Genomic DNA, 15,208 nt, shown 5'->3' with positions numbered 1-15,208 from the left:
GCTCGGGTTGCGCGTACAGCGGTTGCAAGCGTTTAAGCATCAAAGGCTTTTTGTACAGAGCCTAGGCAAAAATCTGGGGCCGCTCCGACAGAGCTGCTAAACAGATGGAAGATCTGATCAAGAAACCTTGCGGGTCCCCTTGGTAGGTTTCTTCTTCCCAGTAGCCCCACCCTTGCCCCCCAAACTGCGCTTGAGCAACTCGGTAAGGTCGATGATGTCGGCACTTTTCTCCGCACTGCCGCCCTCGCCCTTTTCGACCACGCTGATCTTGCCTTTACTGGCCTTCTCTTCCACCAGGTCCATGATCGTCTGGCGAAACGCATCGTGGTATTCATCCGGCTGCCACGGCCCGCTCATGTCCTCCACCAGCCGCTTGGCCATGTCCAGTTCACGCTTGTCTACCTTGGTGTCGGTCACGCTCTTGTCCAGTTCCAGCGTCTCCAGCCCTCGCACTTCCTCTGGCCAGCGCAAGGTGATCATCACCAGTGCATCGTCCAGCGGGCGCAGCAGCGTCAGGTGCTGACGGGTATGCAACACCACCGTGGCCAAGGCCACCTTGCCGGTACTCGCCAGGGTTTCGCGCAGCAGCGCGTAAACCTTGCCGCCACGGCGGTCGGGGGCCAGGTAATACGGGGTATCGAAGTGCTGAAGGGGGATTTCGCTGGCGTCGACGAACGAGAAAATATCTATGGTCTGGGTGGCTTCAGGCCGGGCTGTGCGGATCTCCTCCTCGCTGATCACCACATAGCGGCCTTTTTCATACTCCACACCTTTGACGATGTGCTCCTTGTCGATTTCTTTGCCTGTGACCTTGTTGACCCGCTTGTACCCGACCGGCTCCATGCTGCGTTTGTCGAGCCAGTCGAAGTCCACCCGCTCGGTGCGCACAGCGGTATTGAGCGAGACAGGGATGTGCACCAGCCCAAAGCTGATCGCGCCTTTCCAGATTGCCCTAGCCATCGTTAATCACCTCCCGCCAGGCCCCGCGTCTATCGGGGCTTCTACTGGAAGTGACTGCGGCGCGCCGGGAAGGTTTAGTCAGGCTGCCCTGCGGCGGGCAGCGCCGTTGGATTAGCTGAACAGCACACGCTTGAAGGCTTCGGCGGCCAGGTGCACCTGCACCGACCAGTCGTCTGCCGCGTCGCTGCCGGCATCGTCTGAAATGTACTTGAGGCAGACGAACGGAATGCCTTCGTCACGCGCGATCAGGGCCAGCACATAGGCTTCCATGTCGACGATATCGTAAGGTGCCTCGCCGTGGCTGACTTCGAAACTGTCACCACTGCCGCAGGTGCCTAGGGCGAGCCCGGGGATTTCCTCGCCGTGTTCCAGCAGCACTGGGATGTCAGACAGCGGTGTCTCGTAGCGGGCGAAGCCCAATGGCGTAACGTCCATGTCGCGCTGCACGAAACGGGTACAGCACACCACCTCGCCCTTGCCATAGCGCTGGCTGCCGGCAGAGCCCAGGTTGACGATCAACTTGGGCTTGCGCTGGGCAATGGCCTTGGTCAGTGCGATGGCGGCATTGACCTTGCCGATGCCGGTGAACACGGTGTTCACATCGGCAAACACAGTGCCCGCCTCTGCCTCGAGGGCGAAGACAAAAAGCGTGTCGGTCGGGGTGATCTGGGGAAATTGCTTGATCAGCATCATGGCGCAGGACGTTCCGAGTGGCTGCAAAGGGCGCGGCCATTTTCGGTCAACCCTGTGTAATTGCAACCCCAGCCGTTGGCAATGCTGCGTTTCCTTGCGTCACCACCTGCTCGACCACGGCCTGTAAAGCGTGTGCTGCGCTTTGCCCATCGGCGTGGGCGCGCGCCAGGCAGTGCAATTGCCGATCCGCGCTGGTGCCCTCGCGCAGAATGCCGTGGGCATGCTGGAAGGCGCGTTCGGCGTCGACAGTGTCGACCGGAAACTGGCCCTGCAACTGCCCAAGCCAGCCTTGCGCCGTGACCGGCTGCAGCGCATCGGCACCGATGAATTGACCATGGCGCCCATAGCGCATGGCTCGCCAGTAGTTTTCCTGTGCGACCCAGCGCAGTTCGCGATTGAAGGGGCTACGTTCATGCCTTGGCTGCAGGTTGTGCTCGACCAAGTGGCGAAAGACGCCGGCAATGCTCAATGCGTCCTCAAGGCAAGGGCAACCATCGCAGATACGCAACTCGACTGTCGGAAAGCGCTGCGAAGGCCTGATCGCCCACCAGAAATCACCCTTTTCTGCCAGTGAGCCTGTCCTTTGCAGCAAGGCTCGGTAGCGCTCGTAGGCGGGCCAATCAGCTAATGGCTCTGGCAGCCCCATGTGCGGCCACTCGCCACAAATGACCCGCCGGTAGCTCATGTAGCCGGTCGCCTGGCCCAGCCATAAGGGTGACGATGTGCTGAGCACTAGTAGCAACGGCAACCAGGGCACCAGGCGATTGATCAGTTGCATGCGATCGCAGTCAGCCGGTACGCCTACGTGCACGTGCAACCCGTTGAGCAGGCTGCGCCGTGCCACATGCCGGTAGTCGTCGAACAGCTGACGGTAGTGTGCCGAGGCTGCCGGCTTATGCCGTAACCAAGGTGCATTGGGGTGGCTGGCTGCGCCATACAGGCCCATACCCTGCGCCGCCAGCACGTCGGTCAGCCGCTGCCGCGCATGCACGAAGAATTCCCGAGCCTCGTACAGGTTCGAAAACACCGGCGAGGCGACTTCTATCTGGCTGCGGAACATCTCCTGCACAAAGTACGGCCCCACTGCCTCTCGGCAGTGCCTTGCCAGGCTGGGCGCCGGCAACGCTGGGACTTTGCCGGTGGCAAGGTCCACCAACAAATACTCCTCTTCGATGCCGAACGTGCAAGGCCGCGGCATAGGCCTTCAGCCGTTGCGAGTGACAGTGAGCGCTACGGCGGCAATACGCTCCACGTGTTCATACCCGGGCTCGGCCAGTTGCTCGCCGAACACATCGGGGTCGATTTCCCGGTAGACCCAAGACCACTCCGGGCCCGCCAGGCGTAAACGAACAGCTTCAAGCAAGGCATCGCGGCCTTCGACGATCGCAACACCGGTGTAGAGCAACAAGGTGCCCCGCGCACTCAAGCGCTCCAGCGCCTGCTCGACGATACGCAGCGACAACGCTTCGCCCAGCGCCCCACCGCCGTGGCGGTAGGTGCGCGCGCTGAGGTCGAGCATGTAGGGGGGATTGGCGACAATCAGGTCGAAAGGCCCGGTTATGCCATCGAGCAGGTCACCGGCGGCCACCGACACGTTGTTGATACCTGCCAATGCGGCATTGATGGCGGTATAGCGTAGCGCAAGCGGATTGATGTCCACCGCGCTGACCTGCGCATGCTGGGCGGCGCGCGCGATGATCAAGGCGCCCACGCCGGTACCGCAACCGATGTCGACCGCATGCTCCACCCGAGACAAGCGGTGTTGCAGGTGATCGTGGATGACCTGGGCAAAGCGGTAACTGTCGGGGCCGAAGAAGACTGCGTCACTGGCGTGGGTCGGGTAAGCCGAATGGACCAGCAGCAGGTCGTCCAGGCTTGACCAGCGCACCGTGCTGGCCATCAGCTCGCCGCGTCGCGTCAGCACCTGCGCGCACTCCAGCTGGTGTAGTAGGTCAGCAGGCATCAGCGAAGGCGCGAAGGGGCGGCTCCAGCCGAATACGTCGCGCACGTTCGTCGAATGCCTGGCGCCATCGCGGGCATTGTTGCGGGCATGGGTGGCCGGGCTGACGCAGGTGAAGCGGTAGCCGTCAGCTCGCAGGCGCTTGCCTAGTTGCAGCAAGGCCTCATCTGCCTGGCCTTGAGCCGAGTCGAGCACCATCAATGGCATCCCTCTTGAATCAGGCCGGTTGCGCGGGCGAAGGCTTGAGTAGCCTGCAAACCTTCCGGCAACGCGTGACGGTTACCGGAGATCCGCTCCATAAGGGTAGCAAGCCCTTCTGGGGCGATGCTGGCGATCGGTACTTCGCTCAAAGCTGAAGGTGTATCCCAACTGCCAGGCACGACGCGGCGGGTCGTGGCCTGCCAATCGTCAGCGATCCAGTCATGCCATAACTGCTTCTCGTACGCTGTGAATACCCCAAACATGGCCGCCGTTGGCCCTTCAATCAGCTTCCACCAGCGGCTGTTCGCCGGGTCCTCGCCGCGGCGAATCCAGCCCTGGGCCTGCAGGGCACTCACAAAGGCCGGGATGGCCCCAGGCTCGGCTAGCCATTGATTGATGGTGCGTTGCTGCAAACGGCAATGATCGGAGTGCATGAACTGACCATACTGGCGCTTGCACTCCAAGGCCGCGAACAGCTGCGCTTGAAGGTCAAACTGGCTGACCAGGGTGGCAGCCGCGATGCCCAGGTCGTTCAGGCGGTAACCCCGCCGCACCCGCTGATAGAACGCCTGTGGGTCTTCTGCGGGGCACAGTTGGTGCAACGCCTGGATAGACAACTGCGCGTGACCACTGGCAGCGTTGTCGATGGTCACGTGCAACTGGAAGTAGTGGCCATCGATACCCAGCTCCGCCAGCTCGTAGGTGGTGATCAGCAAATGCAGCGGCGGTTGTTCGTAGCCAAGGTTGTAGCCCAGCACTTCGGGCAGAAATTCGTCGCAGTTCTGCCCCAAGGCCAGTTGCACGGCACCTTGCAGATAACGGTCGTGATCCAGTGGCGGCAGTTCCAGGCAGCCGAGGCGGCTGAGCAGCCGTTGGTAGATCAACACATGGTTACAGCGTGGGTCGCCATTGCCCAGCTCTTCCAGGTAGGTGCGGATCAGCCCGTGGTAACGCGGGTCTTGCCAATGCTGCAGCGTGCCGTGCAACCAGGCCCCGTCCACGGCCTTGGTCGGCGCAATTTGCTGGAGGAACCACAACGCATGGGCGCGGTTGCTGAAAAACTGGCGTGGCCCACCTTGATGGCGCTGCTGGAGGTATTCGGCATAGGCCTTGGCCACCTCAGCGGCATGCTGCGCGCTCCAGGCAGGCAGCTGTGAAGGGTTGGCCGGCAGGTCGTCGGGGGACTGCTCGACGCGGGCGATCTGTTCATTAAGCCACGCAGCGCTGGTGGCGTCGTGGCCTTGCAATAGGGTCTGGTACCGGTGCTGCAGGCTATGGCTTGCGGTCATAGACCTTTCATGAGTAACGGTCTTGCAGGTCATCACCGTCATGCCGTGCGCCTCTGAATGCAGTGCCAGGTCGCCCTGGCACTGCGGATCCCTCGGTTACAAACGACGGTTACGAACGACCGCCTTTGCGGCTGGTGTCGTGAGGCATGTTGCCCCCCGAAGACTGGCCGCCTTTACGCCCGGCTTCGGACGCTTTTTCACGGTCGTTGGCGAAGTTGCCTGGGTTCTTGCTGCCGCCTTGGCTGCCTTCCTTGCCTTGGGTGCCGGTGCGGCTGTTCTCTTTGTTAGCCATGGTCTTCAAGCCTCGTATGACTTCAGGATGCACGGCGCTGGGCCGTACATAGCTTCGGAGTTCGGCGATATCGAGGGATTCGTTTTATTGCCGCACGTTCGGACCGGTGGCGTTAAATAAGGGAAGGTTACGTATTTGGTGCGCCAAGCGACCGCCCGCCTCACTCGGCATCGGGTGCATCGAGCCGCGCCTGGCGGCGACCCAGCCAGGCGCCGGTGCCGGCCCAGCCCAACGCGATCGCCGCGCCAATCAGCATCGCCAACTGCGGGTGCTCCGCGATCACATCCAGTGCCCTCTTGAGCCAGCCGCTGAGGGCGTCACCGCCGCGGTGACCACGGTGTCGATGAAGTTCTTGGCTTTGTACTTGTCTTCTGCCGACAAAACGGTGAAGAGCATCTCCCGCCCTGGCCGGACCAGCGCATATTCACCGGCCCGGCGCACCACCATCACCACCACGAAGGCGGCGAACACCGGGGCAACTGCCAGCCAGACAAAGCCTGCGGCCATGATCAACGGCACCGCCACCAGCAATACGCCCACGCCCATCCTTCGCGCCAGGCGCCCGGTCAGAAACACCTGCGTAAGTATCGCCAAGGCCTGGACCACGGTGTCGATCAGGCCGAACACTTGGGTTTGCCGGGTGCGGTCGGTGAAAGTCTCGCTGACGATACGCGCCTGTTCGAAGTACAGGAACGTGCTGACACTGGCCAGCAGCACCACGAACAGCGCGATGCCCAACAGGTAAGGAGCGCGCAGCACGGCAGTAGCCCCCGCGAACGGGTTGCCACCCAACGGCTTGGACGTCGAGCGCTGCAGATGGGCCGGCAGCGGATGACGGTCTCGCCAGCGCTGCAAAAACAAGGCAGCGCCGGTGCTGCCTAGCAAACATAGCCCGGCCAGTACCAGCAGGCCTGCATGCCCCAGCGGGCCCACCAGCAAGGTACCCAGGATCGGCCCGCAGAGGCCGCCCAGGCTGGCACCCGCTGCCAGCAGGCCAAACAACCGTTTGCCTTGTTCGGTGGCAAACAGGTCAGCAAGCACGCTCCAGGCCAGCGAAATGGTCAGCAAGTTGAACACCGACAGCCAGATATAGAACGCGCGCGCAGTCCATACATCGTCCGGGGCCCGGGCAAACAGCACCGCGAACAGCAACAGGTTGCTGGTGAAGAACCCGTAGGTCCAGGGCAGGATTTGCCGCCGCCGCACCTTGGATGCCAGCCAGCCGAACAGCGGCAGGCATGCCAGGGTGGCGACGAAGGTGCCGGTGAACAGCCACTGCAGGTTATCCACGCCACCGGCCACACCCATGGTCTCGCGCACCGGGCGCAGCATGAAGTAGCCGGTGAACAGCAAGTAGAACAACAACAGGCCGGCAACCACCGCCGGCCCTTCGCCCGGTTGAATGTTCAGCCCTTGGTCCAGACGCCGCCGCCAGCCTTGCATGGTGTCAGCCGAACTGTTCGATCAGCGCCTGTTGCTGCGCCTGGCTGAGCAATGGCGTATGCCCGGCCTTGAGCTGATCGAGCTGGCGATCAGGGCGGCTGGTGGCGGGAATGACCGTGGTCACTGCCGGGTGGCTGATGGCGAACTTCAGAAACAGCTGTGCCCAGCTGCCGATACCTACTTCCGACGCCCAGCCTGGCAACGGTTGGTCCTTGACCCGGGCAAACAACCGGCCGTCATCGAACGCCCGGTTGATCAGCACCGCGACGCCCTTGTCTTGGCACAATGGCAGCAGCTCACGCGCGGCCTGTGGGGCGTTGACCGAGTAGTTGATCTGAATGAAGTCGAGCGGTTCGCTACGTACGATCCTGGCCACTTCATCCTGGCCGCTGTTCAGGTAATGGGTGATACCGACGTAGCGGGTCTTGCCCTGCTGCTTGAGTTCACGGGCGTAGGGCAGTTGGGTCTGCCAATCGCGCAGGTTGTGGATCTGCAGCAAGTCGACTTTGTCGGTGCGCAAGCTGCGCAGGCTGCCTTGCCACTGCGCTTGTGCGTCGGCCTGGCTGTCGGCGGCGATCTTGGTGGCTAGAAAGCACTGCTTGTGCCAGCCCCCCTCTTCCAGCAACTGGCCCAGAATGCTGTCGGCCCCCCCGTAGTTGGGCGAGGTGTCGATGACACTGCCGCCACCTTCGAAGAAGGCCCTGAGCACCGCGCCGAGCTGTTGGTACTGAGGCGAGCCGGCCTCGACCTCGAAACTGCCAGAGGTACCGGCACCGATGACCGGCAAGGCCTCGCCGGTGGAAGGGATAGTGCGCGTCAGCAGGCCACTCGCCGCCCTTGCGTGCAGCCAAGGGCTTGCGGCCAGCAACCCCAAGGCTGCACCGGCGCGTAGGACATCACGACGTGCATACATGGAAAAGCCCCCGTGATGAACCGGAAACTTTCAAGGCTAGCCGCTCTACCCCGCCTCGGCGAGTGATTCTGTATCTGGATGTTAGCGATCAGGCCTGCAACAGCAGGCGCAGGTCCAGGCCGGTTTCACCCATCGGCGGGCACCAGTAATAACCACCGGTCAGTGGCCGGCTGAAACGGTAGAGGCCGTCGATGATGCCGTCTTCCAGGCCGCTCATGCGCCGCAGTTGCACTTCGAAGGCATCGAAGCTGTGGCCCAGCGCCACGAAGGCAAGGCCAGCACCACGGGCGTCAGCCCAGGCGACCGAGCGACGGACCATGAACGCCTCAGGTTCGAAGCTTTCCTGGGCGGTGCGTTTGACGTGCGCGGACGCCGGAGCGTCGTCAAGCTCTTCGTTGTCGCTGAGGCGGCGGCCGATGATGTTGTCCTGGTCCGCCTGGGGCAGCGACTTGAAGTACTCCAAGTCATGCTTCCACAGTTGGAACGCGGCAAAGCTGGAACCGTTGAGGCCAGGGGGTGCGTCGTCAACGATGGCGGCTTGCACGGCCTCTTCGTCCACCGGGTTCTCGGTGCCGTCTTCATAGCCGGTCAGGTCGTGGCCACCCCGGTGCAAAAAGCCATCGACGCTGTCTGCCAGGCGCAACGCCGGAGCCAGCGCGTGTTCTAGGGCCTGGGCCCGCAGCAGCAGGTCGCCACGCTCGTTACCCCGCAGCCACAGCCACAGGGCGTGCTGGGTGCTAGGGTTCTCCACGGCGGCGTCCAGCAGCGGGAAGGCACGCAAACCCGGCACGTCACGGCCCAGGGCCTTGGCCAGGGTCGCGCCGACGCCCAGGATCAACTGTTGGCCGTCGACCTGCGGCAGCAAGGCGTCGAGTGCGGCGGGCAGCGCTTCGGGCGAGTGCAGCGTGAAGAACAGGTGGCGGGCATGGGCCGGCACCGGCGTGGCAAGCAGACCTTGCTGAAACGGCATGACAGGCTAATCCTCGGTAAAAGCGCGCATGCTACTGCGCCGGGACGCCCATCGCAACGCGGCATGCAGACGCTGCGCACGGTGCACTCGGTAACAAAAGGTTACCAAGAGGTGGCGCTTTGCAATTAGCTATCACTACAGTGCCACCTACACTCCTCGGAATCCTTTGTGCGACTCCCTGATCCGAGAGCCCCTTCATGACTGCCTCGCCCCTGCTCACTGCATTTCTGCCCCTGGCCCTGGGCATCATCATGCTCGGCCTTGGGCTGTCGCTGACCCTGGCCGATTTCGCCCGTGTGGTGAAGTACCCCAAGCCTGTGGTGATTGGCCTGGTCTGCCAGATCCTGTTGCTGCCGCTGGTGTGCTTCCTGATCGCCAACGGCTTTGGCCTGGAGTCCGCCCTGGCGGTGGGGCTGATGCTGCTGGCGGCGTCGCCGGGGGGGACCACGGCCAATCTGTTCAGCCACCTGGCCCACGGCGATGTGGCATTGAACATCACCTTGACGGCGGTCAACTCGTTGATTGCGATCCTCACCATGCCGCTGCTGGTGAACTTGTCGCTGGGCTGGTTCATGGCCTCGGACCAGGCCATCCCGCTGCAGTTTGCCAAGGTGTTGCAGGTGTTCGCGATTGTCCTGCTGCCGGTGGCGCTGGGCATGTTGATCCGCCACTTTGCCCCGCGCTTTGCCGCACGCATGGAAAAGCCGATGAAGCTGGTGGCGGCGCTGTTTCTGGCCTTCACCATCATCCTCGCGCTGGCCAAAGACTGGCAGACGGTGGTCGAGTACGCCCCCGTGGTAGGCCTGGCTGCCCTGTTGTTCAACGTGCTGAGCCTGGCCGTAGGTTACTGGGTGCCCCGGCTGTTGAAGATTCCCAAGCGCCAGGCCATCGCCATCGGCATGGAAATCGGCATCCACAACGGTACCCTGGCGATCGCGCTGGCCTTGAGCCCTTCGTTGCTGAACAACGCCACCATGGCGGTGCCGGCAGCGCTTTACAGCCTGATCATGTTCTTCACGGCGGCAGGGTTTGGCTGGTGGGTGAGCCGCGGGCACGTGGCAGAAACCGTTGAGGCTGAGGGCAACGCGGTCAACTGACCGCAGTGACGGTCAGGGCCGCTCGCGTCGGTCGCGCAACTGGCGCTTGAGCACCGCAAGGGGCGGAGCGTAGAAAAAGCCGAACGACACGCTGCCTTGCCGGCCTTTGACCGCATGGTGAAGCCGATGGGCGCGATGCAGGCGCTTGAGGTAGCGGCTGACTGGCCGCGGCTTTTTCGGCCAGTGGCGATGAAAGAAGCCGTCGTGGGCCAGCACATACAACAGGCCGTACCCCGCCACGCCCCCACCCACCCACTGCAAGGGGGCGTACCCGGCTTTACCCAGCGCCACCAGGCCGGCGGCGATCAGCCCCAGCGCAAGCAGGTAAATGTCATTGGTCTCGAGCATGCCCAGGTGTGGCTCATGGTGCGAGCGGTGCAGCCACCAGCCCCAGCCATGCATGATGTACTTGTGCGCCAGTGTGCCGACACCCTCCATGGCCACCAGTGTGCCGAGCAGCACGGCGAGATTGAACAGCATGTAACGGGTCCGGGTGATCGCAAGGGAAGGCGCAAGGTTACCGACTACCCGCCTATTTTTCCATGCAGGCGTGACGGGCTGTAGGCACTTTCCTGATGAAGCCCTTGTCATGTTTTTACCCTTGACCTCGCCTATCTCGGGGCGTAAGGTCCGCGACGCAATTTCGCATCCCCAAACAGGAGTCCTGCATTGGACAGTAGCCCCAGTCGCTTGCGACAGGCCCACTTGGCGAGCTAGTCCGGCAGTGCCCTGCCACTGTCTAGCCGCCATGGCTTGATGGTGGATTTCTTCAGCCCCCGTGGCTGCAGCTTCCTCTTTTCTTCCCTTCTGTGGTCCTGCGCATTTTCTGGTTATTCAACCACGCCAACACCAGATGGCGTTCATGCGGGCGTTTGCCCGTGGAAGAGGTTTGCTATGGATTGGAAAGTCTTTCTGCTGCGCGTCAGCATCGCCCTGCTGCTGGGTGCCCTGATCGGCGCCGAGCGTCAACTGCGTCAACGCCTCACTGGCTTGCGTACCAATGCGCTGGTCAGTACCGGCGCTTGCCTGTTCGTACTGATGACCCAGGCCGTACCGGGCATGGCCCCTAACGATGCCTCGCGCGTGGCCGCTTATGTGGTGTCGGGGATCGGCTTTCTCGGGGGCGGCGTGATCATGCGCGACGGTTTCAACGTGCGCGGCCTGAACACTGCCGCCACGCTGTGGTGCACGGCCGCCGTTGGCGTATTGTGCAGCCTTGGGCTGCTGCTGGAAGCGACACTGGGCAGCCTGGCCGTGTTGTGCGCCAACATCCTGCTGCGCGACATCGCCCAGCGCCTGGACCGCCAGGACATTGTCCCGGCCACTGAAGTGGAGCAGCGTTTCGAAGTGCGGGTTGTGTGCCGTGCCGAGGATGAAATCCAGGTTCGCAGCCTGATGCTGCACAGCCTCGGCGACCCGGAGCTGCGCCTGCAATCGCTGCACAGCGAGGACTTGCCCAACCCGGCACGCCTCGAAGTACGCGCCGAACTGCTGGGCAACCCGCACGCACCGGCGCAGCTGGAACGGCTGGTCAGCCGGGTGAGCCTGGAAAAAGGTGTAAGCTCGGTGCGCTGGCAGTTGCAGCCGCAAGAGGTGGCGGCAGACTGACGCCCACCCATCCCACGGTTTGCAGGACCCGACTGTGCATATACGCCCTACCCTCACCCGCGATATCCCCTGGCTGGCCGAGGTCGAGCGTTCAGCCGCCCAGGCTTTCGCCCAACTGCCGGCGCTGGCGTGGCTGGCACAAGGCGAAGTACTGGACAGCACAGCGCATCAAGGATTCGTCGATGCAGGCGCAAGCTGGCTGGCGGAGGGTGACGCCGGGCAGATCCTAGGCTTTGTGTGCGCACGGCGGGAGCATCAGGCATTGCACATTCATGAAATTTCCGTGCGCCGGGAGGCTCAAGGGCAAGGGATCGGGCGCCTGCTGCTGAATCAACTGGTCGATGCGGCGCAAGCCGCCGGCGTTCGGGAACTGACCTTGACCACCTTTGTCGACGTGCCCTGGAATGCACCTTTCTATGCACGCTTTGGGTTTGAAACTATTGATGAAGGCCTGCTGTGCTCGCGGCTGGGTAACATCCTGGCCAACGAGCGTGCCCACGGGTTTGTCGGGCGTTGTGCAATGCGCATGAGCATCGGTTGAACAGCGCCTGCCTTGCTCGCCCTTAATGGGCGATCATGGGTCTACACCTGCCGCGGCATTGTTCGCCACGCAGTAACCGTCCCGCCCCTGTCCCTTGGCCTGGTACAACGCGCTATCTGCCGCCGCCATCAGTCGCTCGGGCGTCATGGTTTGCCGAGCTGGGTCGCCGATCGCGATTCCGGCACTGAACGACACCCGCCCCAATGGGCTGCCGCCATGCTCGATCACATGGCGACGCAGCATATGCTGTATTTCCTGCACGACAAGCTCGGCACCCGGCGCATCGGTGTCGGGCATTAATAGCGTGAACTCCTCGCCACCAAAGCGCACCGCCAGGTCAGCCGGGCGCTTCAGCGCCTGTTGCAGCAGCTCGGCGAAACGCCGCAGGCACTGGTCGCCGGCAAGGTGCCCGTAACGGTCGTTGTAAGCCTTGAAGTAGTCGAGGTCGAGCATCACCAGCGCTACTGGGTAACCTTGCCGTCGAGCCCGCCGCACCTCGGGCTCGAACACCGCATCCAGCCGGCGGCGGTTGCCAAGGCCGGTCAGGCTGTCGGTCAAGGCCAGGGATTTCAGCGTCTGGTGCGCCTGGTGCAGTGCGCGCTCTATCACAATGCGTTCGCGCAGTTGGCGCAACACTACCCCGCCGAACGCTGCCAACCCCACCAACAACAGCAACAATACGGCCACTGATTTGATCGCGTCGTGCCGCCAGGGCGCGACAATGGATTCCCGCGACAGGCCAGCCTCTACCACCAACGGGTAACTCGACAGCGCCCGGTAGGCATATAGGCGAGGTGTGCCATCGACTACCGCCACTGCCTCGACCAGCCCTTCATCGGCATAGGGCAAGTGGTTGCGAAAGACTTCGCTTTTGGCCAATGTGCGCCCAACGACCCTCGAAACGAACGGGCGACGGACCAGAATCGTGCCGTCACGCTTGGCCAGTACCAGCGCGCCACGCTCGTCGATCTTGAAATCGCCGTAGTAGCGCACGAACCAGTCCACTTTGATCGTGCCCAACAGCACCCCGGCAAAATGCCCGTCGGGGTATTCCAGGCGCCGCGAGATGGGAATGATCAAGTCGCCGGTCGAGCGGCTGCGCACCACCGAACCGATGCGTACCTGCCGGTCACGATGATTGCGGTGGTAAACGAAATAGTCGCGGTCAGCATTGTTGAGGTTGGGCGGTAGGGTCGCCTGGTCGGTAACCAGCCAGCGGCCATCCGCGCCGTACACGAACAGCCCGTGCAGCTGCGGCATGAGCGCTTTTTGTCGCGCGAGCAACGCCTGCAGGCGCGGGCGGTTCATATGCTCAAAGCCATCGCCCTCCAGGCGCTCGGCCAAGGACGCGCTAACGACATCCACTTGGCGAATAGCGTCCTCGGCGTGTTGCGCCGTCGCCCGAGCCAGGTTGGTCACCATGTTTTCGGCATTGCTGAACGCGTGACGGTAATCACGCCAGATACGCCAACCTTCCACCATCACGAAGGCCAGCATCACCACCACCATGAATGCCAGGACCTGGCGGAACAATGCCACGGCGCGGCCCTCGCCCGCTACCGCGAGGTGCCCATCGTCATCCTGTTTCCTGGCTGCGCACATCCTATTCCCTTGTCGTCTCGCGTTCGCCGCTTATGACTATAGTTCAGCGCTGCTTACGCGAAGCCAGCTCGATCCACACCGGTGCATGGTCGCTGGCCTTAGGTTCGTTGCGTACCCAGGCATCCACGCCTGCGGTCTTGAGGTAAGGCGCAAGCTCAGGGTTGAGCAACACATGATCGATACGCAACCCGGCGTTACGCTGCCAGTGATTGCGAAAATAGTCCCAGAAGGTATAAACCCGCTCGTCAGGGTGCAGGTGGCGCAGCGCATCTGTCCAGCCCTGGTTGAGCAAACGCTGGTAGCAATCGCGGGTCTCAGGTTGCAGCAGCGCGTCCTTGAGCCAGGAGCGCGGGTTATAGATGTCGAAATCGGTGGGGACGACGTTGAAATCGCCGGCTAACACTGCCGGGTGCCCGCTCTTTTGCAAACTGGCCGCATGGTCGATCAGGCAGTGGAACCAGCGCAGTTTGTAGTCGAACTTAGGCCCGGGTTGCGGGTTGCCGTTGGGCAGGTAGAGGCAGCCGATGATCAGCCCCTGCACGGCTGCCTCCAGGTAGCGGCTCTGGGCGTCATCCTCCATGCCGGGTAGGCCGCGGCGCACTTCGAGTGGCTCACTGCCACGCGCGAGAATGGCAACGCCGTTCCACGAAGGCTGCCCTTGGTACAAACACCCGTAGCCCACTGCTTCAAGCGCTTCACGCGGGAACTGCTGGTCGGGCGCTTTCAGCTCTTGCAGGCAGGCAATGTCAGGCTTCTCTCGCTCTAGCCAGGCGATCAATGCCGGCAATCGGCTGCGAATGCCGTTGATATTGAAGGTGGCGATCTTTAGCGCTTTCATGCGTCAGGGTCGTCGACATGCGCCTGTACTGCATCTTCGAGCGCGTTGATGTGCGCCTGGTCGGCCAAGGCCTTCAGCTGCAACCAGTCATCCCAGTCGATGGCGCCGTCATCACGCAGGGCTTCGGCGGTGCGCACCAGTTCATGATGATAGGCATCTGGCGATTCGCGGCGGTAACTGATGTCGTCGTACTGCGCGTACCAGGCCTCAAGCTCGGGAATGCTGCGTTCGATGCTCATGTACGTGGCTCCTCGCTACCCGCTTTGAATGTGTGAGCGCAGGTCTTGGCCAACGTTCAACCACGCTGAGAAAGCAGAGGACAGAAAGGCGGTGCTGAACAACTACCGTGGAGAAAAAGCTGTGGCAAAGCGTCGATAATGTGACTACTACGGACTTCTGCGCTCAGCGCTACTATCGCTCCTCACGGGTGTGCCACAGTCGCAGCAGACACTTCAACACCATCAGCGCGGTACTGACAACGGTTTATCGGTGCTGAGGCTGTCAGCCCAGGCCTGAACAGCTTGGTGGTCAAATGCTCGACCCGCGTCAACATCAGCCAAGGCTTCTCGGGTTAGGCGACTACGCTCTTCTTCTTGGAATATCCAGGCGGACAGCGCCTGCTTGACGATCCAATTTTTGGAGCGATCAAGACGCTCTGCCATTAAATCGACTTTTTGGGCGAGTTGCTCAGGGACGTGAGCCGTGACAGTGCGGGTTTTAGCAGTGTTTGCCATGATAGGGCTGCTCCTGATCGTTACACGACTCACGTTGATAATAATGAGTTGTGCCCGACAAAGCACT

The 15,208-nt window shown here is 62.4% G+C and carries 16 protein-coding genes and 1 pseudogene; 3 read left to right on the top strand and 14 right to left on the bottom strand.

What is annotated here, in order from left to right:
• Window positions 1-117: 117 nt before the first annotated feature.
• From OO306_RS02230 to OO306_RS02190, 9 genes and pseudogenes are all read right to left on the bottom strand, one after another.
• Window positions 118-960, bottom strand: a complete 843-nt coding sequence (locus OO306_RS02230; RefSeq protein WP_265967542.1) for a Ku protein — start codon at window positions 958-960, stop codon at window positions 118-120.
• 111 nt (window positions 961-1,071) lie between these two features.
• A complete protein-coding gene (locus OO306_RS02225) occupies window positions 1,072-1,653 on the bottom strand; it encodes a nucleosidase (RefSeq protein ID WP_027593205.1) in 582 nt (193 codons plus the stop codon).
• 46 nt (window positions 1,654-1,699) lie between these two features.
• Window positions 1,700-2,851: a carboxylate-amine ligase gene (locus OO306_RS02220; protein ID WP_265967541.1), complete on the bottom strand. Its 1,152-nt coding sequence runs from the start codon at window positions 2,849-2,851 to the stop codon at window positions 1,700-1,702.
• 6 nt (window positions 2,852-2,857) lie between these two features.
• Window positions 2,858-3,811 carry a class I SAM-dependent methyltransferase gene (locus tag OO306_RS02215; RefSeq protein WP_265967540.1) on the bottom strand — a complete coding sequence of 318 codons (954 nt, stop codon included), beginning with the start codon at window positions 3,809-3,811 and terminating at the stop codon, window positions 2,858-2,860.
• Window positions 3,811-5,145, bottom strand: coding sequence for an iron-containing redox enzyme family protein (locus OO306_RS02210; RefSeq protein WP_265967539.1), 1,335 nt, complete (start codon window positions 5,143-5,145; stop codon window positions 3,811-3,813). The genes OO306_RS02215 and OO306_RS02210 overlap by 1 nt, the downstream gene beginning before the upstream one ends.
• A gap of 67 nt (window positions 5,146-5,212) precedes the next feature.
• Window positions 5,213-5,395: a general stress protein gene (locus OO306_RS02205; RefSeq protein WP_033697949.1), complete on the bottom strand. Its 183-nt coding sequence runs from the start codon at window positions 5,393-5,395 to the stop codon at window positions 5,213-5,215.
• 160 nt (window positions 5,396-5,555) lie between these two features.
• Window positions 5,556-6,838, bottom strand: a pseudogene (locus OO306_RS02200) (NTP/NDP exchange transporter).
• 4 nt (window positions 6,839-6,842) lie between these two features.
• Window positions 6,843-7,751: an aldo/keto reductase gene (locus tag OO306_RS02195; protein WP_265967538.1), complete on the bottom strand. Its 909-nt coding sequence runs from the start codon at window positions 7,749-7,751 to the stop codon at window positions 6,843-6,845.
• Between the two features lie 88 nt (window positions 7,752-7,839).
• Window positions 7,840-8,721: a Dyp-type peroxidase gene (locus OO306_RS02190; RefSeq protein ID WP_265967537.1), complete on the bottom strand. Its 882-nt coding sequence runs from the start codon at window positions 8,719-8,721 to the stop codon at window positions 7,840-7,842.
• 197 nt (window positions 8,722-8,918) lie between these two features.
• On the opposite strand from OO306_RS02190, the gene OO306_RS02185 reads away from it, so the two are divergent.
• Window positions 8,919-9,818, top strand: a complete 900-nt coding sequence (locus OO306_RS02185; protein ID WP_027593198.1) for a bile acid:sodium symporter family protein — start codon at window positions 8,919-8,921, stop codon at window positions 9,816-9,818.
• Between the two features lie 12 nt (window positions 9,819-9,830).
• Here OO306_RS02185 and OO306_RS02180 read toward each other — a convergent pair whose 3' ends face one another.
• A complete protein-coding gene (locus OO306_RS02180; RefSeq protein WP_027593197.1) occupies window positions 9,831-10,298 on the bottom strand; it encodes a sterol desaturase family protein in 468 nt (155 codons plus the stop codon).
• A 414-nt stretch (window positions 10,299-10,712) separates the two neighbouring features.
• Between OO306_RS02180 and OO306_RS02175 the strand changes: the two genes are divergently transcribed.
• A complete protein-coding gene (locus OO306_RS02175) occupies window positions 10,713-11,426 on the top strand; it encodes an MgtC/SapB family protein (protein WP_265967536.1) in 714 nt (237 codons plus the stop codon).
• A gap of 34 nt (window positions 11,427-11,460) precedes the next feature.
• On the top strand, window positions 11,461-11,967 hold the full coding sequence (locus OO306_RS02170) for a GNAT family N-acetyltransferase (protein ID WP_265967535.1): 507 nt from the start codon (window positions 11,461-11,463) through the stop codon (window positions 11,965-11,967).
• A gap of 33 nt (window positions 11,968-12,000) precedes the next feature.
• On the opposite strand, the gene OO306_RS02165 is transcribed toward OO306_RS02170, so the two are convergent.
• The 4 genes from OO306_RS02165 to OO306_RS02150 all read right to left on the bottom strand — a co-directional run bounded on the left by OO306_RS02165 (window position 12,001) and on the right by OO306_RS02150 (window position 15,141).
• Window positions 12,001-13,569: a sensor domain-containing diguanylate cyclase gene (locus OO306_RS02165; protein ID WP_265967534.1), complete on the bottom strand. Its 1,569-nt coding sequence runs from the start codon at window positions 13,567-13,569 to the stop codon at window positions 12,001-12,003.
• A gap of 43 nt (window positions 13,570-13,612) precedes the next feature.
• Window positions 13,613-14,407 (bottom strand): exodeoxyribonuclease III, encoded by a 795-nt coding sequence (gene xth, locus OO306_RS02160; RefSeq protein WP_265967533.1) that lies wholly within the window; start codon window positions 14,405-14,407, stop codon window positions 13,613-13,615.
• Window positions 14,404-14,646: a hypothetical protein gene (locus OO306_RS02155; RefSeq protein WP_099429376.1), complete on the bottom strand. Its 243-nt coding sequence runs from the start codon at window positions 14,644-14,646 to the stop codon at window positions 14,404-14,406. Before OO306_RS02155 ends, xth begins: the two co-directional genes overlap by 4 nt.
• A 222-nt stretch (window positions 14,647-14,868) precedes the next feature.
• Window positions 14,869-15,141 carry a CopG family ribbon-helix-helix protein gene (locus tag OO306_RS02150; RefSeq protein WP_099429377.1) on the bottom strand — a complete coding sequence of 91 codons (273 nt, stop codon included), beginning with the start codon at window positions 15,139-15,141 and terminating at the stop codon, window positions 14,869-14,871.
• Window positions 15,142-15,208: the final 67 nt, after the last annotated feature.

It is taken from the genome of Pseudomonas sp. DCB_AW, assembly GCF_026240895.1.
Classification (GTDB): domain Bacteria; phylum Pseudomonadota; class Gammaproteobacteria; order Pseudomonadales; family Pseudomonadaceae; genus Aquipseudomonas; species Aquipseudomonas kermanshahensis.
This window is presented reverse-complemented; position numbering and strand designations above follow the sequence as displayed.